The sequence below is a fragment of the Photobacterium sp. BZF1 genome (assembly GCF_014349205.1).
Taxonomy (GTDB): Bacteria; Pseudomonadota; Gammaproteobacteria; order Enterobacterales; family Vibrionaceae; genus Photobacterium.
In genome coordinates, this window is sequence record NZ_JACSOF010000212.1 from 1 (window position 1) to 8434 (window position 8434).

An 8434-nucleotide genomic window follows, 5' to 3' on the forward strand; every position below is an offset into this window, starting at 1 on the left:
GTATAGGACAAGAAACTGCGAGAATCGGTCAGCATGCCGACAAACTGGCTCAATAGACCTAGCTGAGACAGTTGTTCCATCTGGCGTTGCATACCGTCTTTCTGGTCGTTGAACCACCAACCTGAGCCAAACTGAACTTTGCCTGCAATGCCGCCACCCTGGAAGTTACCAATCATGGTAGCCATCATCTCGTTGTCTCGAGGGTTTAGGCAATACAGGATTGTTTTAGGTAGTTCGTTGCTCAGATCCATATCATCTAATAGCGATGCGAGCTGGAAGGCAAACGGGCGGTCCCCAATAGAGTCAAAACCAGCATCGGCACCAAGCAGCTTGAACATACGGGTGCTGTTATTGCGCTGGGCACCAATATGCAGCTGCATTACCCAGCCGCGCTTGGCGTATTGCTTGCCAAGCCATACCTGTACGGCGGTGCTGAATTGGTCAACTTCTTGTTCAGTCAGCACTTCACCGGCTTGGCGGCGAGTAAGCATGCTATTCAGTGTCTGCTCTGACGGTACTTTGCCGTATCGGACGATTTCGATACCGTGGTCAGCGGCTCGGCATCCGTGAGCGGCAAAATGGTCAAGACGACGGTCTAATGCAGTAAGTAGATCGGCGAATGAAGCAATCTCGATATCAGCAGCTTCACCTAATATCTGCATGTACTCAGCAAAGCCATCTAGTTCAATTTTGAAGGCGCGGTCAGGGCGCCAGCTAGGGGCGACCTCAACATCAAAACTGTCATCTTGGGCAATTGCTTTGTGGTACTCCAAGGAGTGGATCGGGTCATCGGTGGTACCGGCCATCACCACATTCATCTGTTTCATTATGCCACGGGCCGAGAACTCAGGGCTTGCTAGCATCTCGTTACACTCGTGCCATATCCCGTCAGCGGTCTCTGGGCCAAATAGCTTGCCGGTGATGCCGAATGGACGACGTAGCTCTAGGTGAGTCCAGTGGTAAAGTGGGTTACCCAACGTCTGAGGAACCGTTTTGGCCCAAGCCATGTATTTGTCGTAATCGCTGGTCTCTTTACCAGTGATCAATGATTCTGGCACGCCTGCCGAGCGCATGCCGCGCCATTTATAGTGGTCGCCTTCTAGCCACATTTGACCGATGTTATCGAAGCGGCGGTTTTCAGCGACTTCTTGTGGATTCAAATGGCAGTGGTAGTCATAGATTGGCATGTCCTTGGCGTAATCATGGTAAAGCACACGCGCAATTTCATTTGATAGTAGGAAGTCGTCACAAAGAAAGTCTTTCATCATAAGCTCCAAAATGACACCGGGCGATAGCCATCGCCCGGTGTCTAATATTGATTAAAGAGAGGCAACGGCTGCGCGTGCGCCTTTGCTGATAATAAGCTGGTAAGCTTTGGTGACCGCTTCTACGAAGTCATCGTTTTGAATCAGGTCGGTACCAAAAATAGCTTCGATACCCAGGATGGCTTTAACCACCGCAGGCTCTTTGCCGTATTGCTGGTAGATTTCGCGGAATTGCTCAACCATTGGGTCACGGACATCAATGGTATTGTTCTCTTCGTCAACACCGCTGATGTAAGTCATCCAGCCTGCAATGCCCATGGCAAGCCATTTGTACTCGGTACCTGCAGCCAGGTGATGGCGTAGTGAGCCACCCATACGCTGAGGAATTTTCTGGCTGCCGTCCATCGCAATCTGCCAGGTCTGGTGCTTCAGACTAGGGTTGGTAAAGCGCTCGATAAGCAACTTGGCGTAAGCTTCAAGATCCGTACCTTCAGGCATGGTCAGGGTAGTGGCTTGTGCCTGCATCATCATGTCAAACGCGGCTTTGCGGTAGTTGTCGTTGGTCATGGTATCGGAGATGTGCTTGTAGCCGCCCAGATAACCAAGGTAAGCCAGGAACGAATGGCTGCCGTTTAGCATTCGCAGCTTCATTTCTTCAAATGGTACAACATCGGCTACGAACTCTGCTCCGGCAACATCCCATTCTGGGCGACCATTTACGAAGTTATCTTCAATCACCCACTGGCGGAATGGTTCACAGGCAATACCACATGGGTCAGCGACACCAACAAGTCCTGTAATTTCTGCCAGAGTCTCTGGGGTTGCAGCAGGCACAATGCGGTCGACCATAGTACATGGGAAGGTCACATTGGCTTCAATCCAACCGGCAAGTTCTTGGTCAACCAAATTGGCAAAATCTAAAACCGCAGCACGGGCAACGTGGCCGTTTTCCTGTACGTTATCACAAGACATTACAGTAAATGGCTTCAGGCCAAGTTCGCGGCGGATACGCAATGCTTCAACGATGTAGCCAATGGCAGAATTCGGTTCGCGTGGGTTGTCCAAGTCCGCTTTAATCAGAGCGTTGTTCTTGTCCAAACGGCCTGTTGCGGGATCAGCACAGTAGCCTTTTTCGGTAATCGTCATGGAAACAATGGCGACTTGCTCTTCAGACATTTTATCCAGCACGGCACGTTTGCCTTCAAAGCTTGGGTGTAGCGACTCAGTCACAGAAGCAATCAGCTTCACATCAGTAGCCGTGGCGCCTTTTTCGGCCACGGTGTACATGTGATCCTGTTCACGAAGCTGGGTGATTAGCTCTTCACCGCCAAATAGGTTGATTTCACAGATCCCCCAGTCGCTGCCTGTTTTTTCTAGCATCTCGTTGGTAAACAAGGCTTGGTGTGCGCGGTGGAAAGCACCGAAACCCAAGTGAACGATGCGGCTTTTCAGTACCGAGCGATCAAAAGTTGGGCGGATGACATTTTTGTTCAGTGGGGTATTTGAAATTGTGTCCATTTTCTTTTCCTTTGGCCCACCAGTATTTGCTGGTGGGCGGGTTCTCAGGGAAGTCTTCAGCGTGTTACTGATTTAGGTGTAAACCCAGTTAGTAGCCAAGAACCAAATTAGGTAGGAATAGGCTTAGCTGAGGAATAAAGGTGACTGCCAATAGCGCTGCGATAAGTGCGGCATAAAATGGCAATAGCGGCTTGATGATTTTATCGATGGAAACTTTAGCCACCGAACAACCGATAAACAGGGCACTGCCTACCGGAGGTGTACAGATACCAATCGCTAGGTTGAAGGTCATCATGATACCGAAGTGAACAGGGTCGATACCTAGGTCTAGAGCAATAGGTAGGAAGATTGGCGTAAAGATAAGTACCGCTGGGGTCATATCCATGAAGATACCGACAATCAATAGGATAAGGTTGATGATCAGTAAGATAACCAGTGGGTTTTCAGAGACTGCCAATAGGGCGTCGGCAATCATGTATGGGATATCGGCATTTGCCATGGCCCATGACATACCCATTGAAGCGCCAACCAGCAGAAGTACGATAGATGTTGTAACGGCTGATTCCAGGATGATTTTCGGCAGGTCACGGATTTTTACTTCACGGTAGAAGATAACCGCCAGCACGAAGGTGTAGACAACGGCGATGGCTGATGCCTCAGTTGCAGTGAAGATACCACCGATGATACCGCCCATGATGATGACAATGAGCAATAGCGAAGGCATGGCTTTGATGAAGGTATCCCACACCACTGCTAGTGATGGTTTATCGGCAACAGGGTAGCCACGGCGTTTGGCAATGATACCCGCTACAACCATTAGGCTTAGGCCCATCAAGATGCCAGGGATGTAACCACCAAGGAAAAGTGCAGCAATAGAAGTACCGCCAGATACCAGCGAGAATACGATTAGGGTGTTACTTGGCGGGATCAACAAACCCGTTGGGCACGAAGTGATGTTTACTGCAGCCGAAAAGTGCTCGTCGTAACCGTCTTTCTTCTGCAGTGGTGACATAGTGCCACCAACGGCTGCCGCAGATGCTACCGCTGAGCCAGAGATAGAACCGAACATCATGTTAGCCATCACGTTTACGTGGGCCAGCGAGCCAGGTAGGCGGCCACCCAATACTTTGGCGAAGTTGATAAGGCGGATAGCGATACCACCCTGATTCATGATGTTACCCGCTAGGATGAAAAACGGGATAGCCAGAAGGGCAAAGTTATCAAGGCCCGCTGCCATACGTTGGGCGACAACGGCAATAGCCGGTTCTAGCGGCAGGCTCATCATAATGGTTGCTAGGGATGAAAGGCCGATGGCGAATGATACAGGGATCCCCAGCGCGAGTAACACGCCGAAGCTACCGAATAGAGTGAGGATGACTTGCCATTCCATTGTGGAATCCTTCTTATAAAGTCTTGTTCAAAGGTGAAAGGGGTAAATTCTCCCACCGCTGTATATGCGTAATTAGTTTTCTTGGGGATCAGCAATGCATATATTGCCGGAAATCAGCTGTTTAACTTTTTCCCAGGCAAAAATGACTGAGTAGAAAATCATCAAAGCGCCACTAATTGGCAGGCAGAAGTATATGAAGCCCATCTCCCAACCAAGTGCAGGTGTAACTTGGCCTGTCGCGAGAGTCTTCATTGCTAAGTTGGTGCCGCCGTATACAAGGACAATAAAGGCGAAGACGGCGATGGCGAGTTGGATGAATATTTCATTGAACAGTTTTCTTTTGCCGCTGAGCTTCATGGTGAGCAGGTCAATGGCAAGGTGGCGCTTGAGCCCTGTGGTATAGGCTGCGCCAATTAGGGCTACCCACATAAATAGATATCGTGCGAGCTCATCAGTAATTGTGCTTGGTTTACCAATGATATAGCGGGAAATGACCTGCCAGATCACACAGAACACCAGGAAGGTAGAGAGAGACACGGTAAACATCGCCAACCCTCTATTTATGTAACCAACCAATTTATTCATCTTTAGTTCCTTTCAAATAAATAAGCATGCTCAGATTTATCTATTGGTGAACCAATGTAAGCAGATATGTCATCTGGCTATATTTAAGCACGCGCTTTTTCTGTAGGGATTATAAGATGGTGTGAATTTTAGTCACGTGAGCCAAGTCACAATTGAATTGGTTGACCAATTTTAGGGTTTTTATTGTGATATTGGTCAATCAATTTGCTTTTTTGTTTTGACGGTTTTCTGATTTGGACGCAATATTGGCCCCGTACTTAAGAAATACCCTACACAATGGACAACCAATTCCACGGAGATATAACAATGATGACGCGTAAAAGTGTACTTACTGCAGTGATCGGTGCTGCCCTTACTTTTGGTGCTACAGCTTCTGCTTACGCAGCAACGACCTTCAAGCTAAGTCATAACCACCCGCGTGACCATGCTGTACACAAAGCGATGGACCATATGGCCAAAGAAGTTCGCGCTCTGACTGATGGCGAAGTTCGTATCCGTATCTACCCAGATGCGCAGCTTGGTACCCAGCGTGAATCAATGGAGCTAATGCAGAACGGCGCATTGGAAATGGTAAAAACCAACGCTGCTGAGCTTGAAGCCTTTGCTCCAGCATACTCGGCATTCAACCTACCATACCTATTCCGTGATAAGACTCACTACTACAACGTAAAAGAAGGTGAAGTAGGTGAGGAAATCCTAGCGTCTTCTCGCGACAGTGGTTTCATCGGTGTGACTTACTATGATGCTGGTGCTCGTAGCTTCTACACATCTAAGCCAATTGAAACACCTGAAGATCTGAAAGGTATGAAGATCCGTGTTCAGCCTAGCCCGTCAGCGATTTCGATGGTAAATGCACTGGGTGGTAGCCCAACGCCGCTAGCATACGGTGAACTTTACACAGCACTGCAGCAAGGTGTTGTTGATGCAGCAGAAAACAACATTCCATCATTCAGCCTAAGCCGTCACAGCGAAGTATCTAAGTACTTCAGCCTAGATGAGCACACTATGGTTCCTGATGTACTGGTTATCTCGACAAAAGCCTACGATGGTCTATCAGAAGAACACCAGGAAGCATTGAAAAAGGCAGCGATGAGCTCGATGGAAGTGATGAAAGAGCTATGGGCTGAGTCTGAAGCGAAAGAGCGTGCTAAAGCAGAGAAAATGGGCGTAACTTTTGTTAAGCCAAATAAAACGGCATTCGTTGAAGCGGTACAGCCTATGTACGATGAGCTAGAGAAATCTAACCCTGAGCTGAACGAAATCGTAGAGCGTATTAAAGCGGTTCAATAAGCTGCAAAAGCAGGCTGTTGTAACCATAAAAATCAAAGTGTTGCCACACTTTTACATTAAGAGGTTGACCAATTTAGATTGGTCATTATGATGGCGAATAAGTGCAATGGAAAAAAGTGACAATATCATCATGATGCCCTTCGAACCGAAACGCCCATACCAAGAGCTTGGTTTGGTGTTGCGACAAGAACTTATCGATGGCCGCTATAAAGTGGGCGATCGGTTACCGCCAGAGCGGGATATTGCCGAGCGACTGGATGTCAGCCGAACGGTAGTCCGTGAAGCAATTATTATGCTGGAACTTGAAAATCTTGTTGAGGTGAAGAAGGGATCTGGGGTTTATGTCCTCAATATTCCAAGCCACTCCAATAGTCGGGAGAATGTGATCAGCGATGATGCTGGTCCATTCGAAATGCTGCAGGCAAGGCAGTTGCTCGAGAGTAATATTGCCGAGTTTGCAGCTATCCAGGTGACACCGAGTGATATTGTGAAGATGCGCGCTGCGCTAGAACTTGAGCGCAGTGAAATTGCCTCAGGGGCAGAAGAGTGTATCGGTGATGAACAGTTCCATATGTGCATTGCCGAAGCGACGCAAAACTCAGTATTGGTCGATATGCTAAAACAATCGTGGGAGCGACGTGAGCAAAGCCCGATGTGGAAAAAGCTACACTCGCACATTATTGGTAAGGCATACCGTGAGGAATGGTTGGAAGATCACGCGCGTATATTGGCAGCGATGCAGCGTAAAGATCCCATTGCGGCAAAAAATGCTATGTGGCAACACCTTGAGAATGTAAAACAACGCCTGTTAGAACTTTCTGATATTGATGATCCGAATTTTGATGGCTACTTATTTAGCTCGAATCCGGTAGTTCTCCTTGGCGGTGAGAAATAAACCGCTAAATAAATTCAATTAGGCCAATTATTTTTATTGGCCTCTTTAAAAGCAGTTATTTTAACGTAATTGTGCATTCTAAATTGTAAAGTACTTAACTCAGAATTATTGAGCGGGTTAAGTGTGTCTATAAAAGGTGATTGTCATGGAACAAACCTGGCGCTGGTATGGCCCAAATGACCCAGTATCGCTTGATGATATTCGTCAAGCGGGTGCAACGGGAATTGTAAACGCACTACATCATATTCCAAACGGTGAAGTTTGGACGGTAGAAGAAATTCTAAAGCGCAAAGCAATTATTGAAGACAAAGGATTAACTTGGTCTGTTGTTGAAAGTGTGCCTGTTCATGAAGAAATAAAAACACAAACAGGTAATTACCAACAGTGGATTGATAACTATAAACAGACCCTTCGTAACCTCGCTGAATGTGGTATTGATACGGTTTGTTATAACTTTATGCCGGTATTGGATTGGACACGTACCGATCTAGAATTTGAAATGCCTGATGGCTCAAAGGCACTACGTTTTGATCAAATTGCTTTTGCTGCATTCGAGTTATTCATTCTTAAACGCCCGGGTGCTGAAGACGAATACACAGCACAGGAACAAGCCGAAGCACTTGAGTATTTCAAGGCGATGTCTGAAGAAGCGGTTGCCCAGTTAACAAGCAATATTATTGCCGGCCTCCCAGGTGCTGAAGAAGGTTACACCCTGGAGGAATTCCAAGCACAACTTGATCGTTACGCGGGTATTGATAAAGACAAGTTGCGTCAGCATATGAAGCATTTCTTGAGTGAGCTGATGCCAGTGTGTGATGCGTCAGGCTTGAAAATGGCGGTTCACCCAGATGATCCACCGCGCCCAATTCTTGGCCTGCCGCGCATTGTATCAACGATTGAAGATATTGATTGGCTGACAGAACAGGTGCCAAGCAAGAATAACGGTATCACCATGTGTACCGGTTCTTACGGTGTCCGTGGTGACAATGACCTTGTTAACATGATCAAACAACACGGTGACCGAATTTATTTCACTCACTTACGTTCAACGCAGCGTGAAGAGAACCAATTGAGCTTCCATGAAGCCGCTCACCTAGATGGCGATGTCGATATGTACAATGTCGTGATGGCTATCTTGGAAGAAGAGCAGCGCCGTGAGGCGTCAGGTGAGGGTCGCTTGATTCCAATGCGACCTGACCACGGTCACCAGATGCTCGATGATCTAAAGAAGAAAACCAATCCTGGATACTCGGCTATTGGTCGCCTGAAAGGTTTGGCAGAAGTGCGTGGCTTGGAAATGGCACTGAAGCGCGCATTCTTTAAAAAATAACAAGTCCTATACACGAAAATAAGTGTATATACCTACCAACGTTTGGCCCGAATATCGGGCCTTTTTTTTATTTCTCGATCAAACCGACATTTATTTTGTGGTACTCCATGTAAGGTGTTTCTTTCCCATTTTTCTATGGGCTATTCCTCATACCTATCACT

General features: G+C 47.4%; 7 protein-coding genes. 3 read left to right on the forward strand and 4 right to left on the reverse strand.

Translation table 11 applies throughout. The annotated features are described in order from the left end of the window. The 4 genes from uxaC to BIZ37_RS28185 form a co-directional block, all read right to left on the reverse strand. Positions 1-1265, reverse strand: a 1265-nt coding sequence (gene uxaC, locus BIZ37_RS28170; RefSeq protein ID WP_187464355.1) for a glucuronate isomerase, incomplete at its 3' end; no start/stop codon positions are given. Between the two features lie 54 nt (positions 1266-1319). Continuing rightward, positions 1320-2783 (reverse strand): fructuronate reductase, encoded by a 1464-nt coding sequence (locus BIZ37_RS28175; protein ID WP_187464356.1) that lies wholly within the window; start codon positions 2781-2783, stop codon positions 1320-1322. Between the two features lie 88 nt (positions 2784-2871). Then, complete coding sequence (locus BIZ37_RS28180) at positions 2872-4173, reverse strand: TRAP transporter large permease (protein ID WP_187464357.1); 1302 nt, start codon at positions 4171-4173, stop codon at positions 2872-2874. A 72-nt stretch (positions 4174-4245) separates the two neighbouring features. Beyond that, positions 4246-4758: a TRAP transporter small permease gene (locus tag BIZ37_RS28185; RefSeq protein ID WP_187464358.1), complete on the reverse strand. Its 513-nt coding sequence runs from the start codon at positions 4756-4758 to the stop codon at positions 4246-4248. 306 nt (positions 4759-5064) lie between these two features. Here BIZ37_RS28185 and BIZ37_RS28190 point away from each other — a divergent pair, with 306 nt between their 5' ends. The 3 genes from BIZ37_RS28190 to uxuA all read left to right on the forward strand — a co-directional run bounded on the left by BIZ37_RS28190 (position 5065) and on the right by uxuA (position 8273). Beyond that, the gene (locus tag BIZ37_RS28190) at positions 5065-6048 is read left to right on the forward strand and encodes a TRAP transporter substrate-binding protein (protein ID WP_187464359.1); all 984 of its coding nucleotides are present in this window, start codon (positions 5065-5067) and stop codon (positions 6046-6048) included. Between the two features lie 106 nt (positions 6049-6154). Continuing rightward, entirely contained in the window at positions 6155-6943 is a 789-nt protein-coding gene (locus tag BIZ37_RS28195) for an FCD domain-containing protein (RefSeq protein WP_187464360.1), read from the forward strand. Between the two features lie 145 nt (positions 6944-7088). Next, on the forward strand, positions 7089-8273 hold the full coding sequence (uxuA, locus tag BIZ37_RS28200) for a mannonate dehydratase (protein ID WP_187464361.1): 1185 nt from the start codon (positions 7089-7091) through the stop codon (positions 8271-8273). The last annotated feature ends 161 nt before the right edge of the window (positions 8274-8434 follow it).

Excerpts from the sequence above, each read along its gene's own strand:
- BIZ37_RS28190 (WP_187464359.1), top strand. The coding sequence starts at position 5,065 with ATGATGACGCGTAAAAGTGTACTTACTGCAGTGATCGGTGCTGCCCTT.
- BIZ37_RS28180 (WP_187464357.1), bottom strand. The coding sequence starts at position 4,173 with ATGGAATGGCAAGTCATCCTCACTCTATTCGGTAGCTTCGGCGTGTTA.
- uxuA (WP_187464361.1), top strand. The coding sequence starts at position 7,089 with ATGGAACAAACCTGGCGCTGGTATGGCCCAAATGACCCAGTATCGCTT.
- BIZ37_RS28195 (WP_187464360.1), top strand. The coding sequence starts at position 6,155 with ATGGAAAAAAGTGACAATATCATCATGATGCCCTTCGAACCGAAACGC.
- BIZ37_RS28185 (WP_187464358.1), bottom strand. The coding sequence starts at position 4,758 with ATGAATAAATTGGTTGGTTACATAAATAGAGGGTTGGCGATGTTTACC.
- BIZ37_RS28175 (WP_187464356.1), bottom strand. The coding sequence starts at position 2,783 with ATGGACACAATTTCAAATACCCCACTGAACAAAAATGTCATCCGCCCA.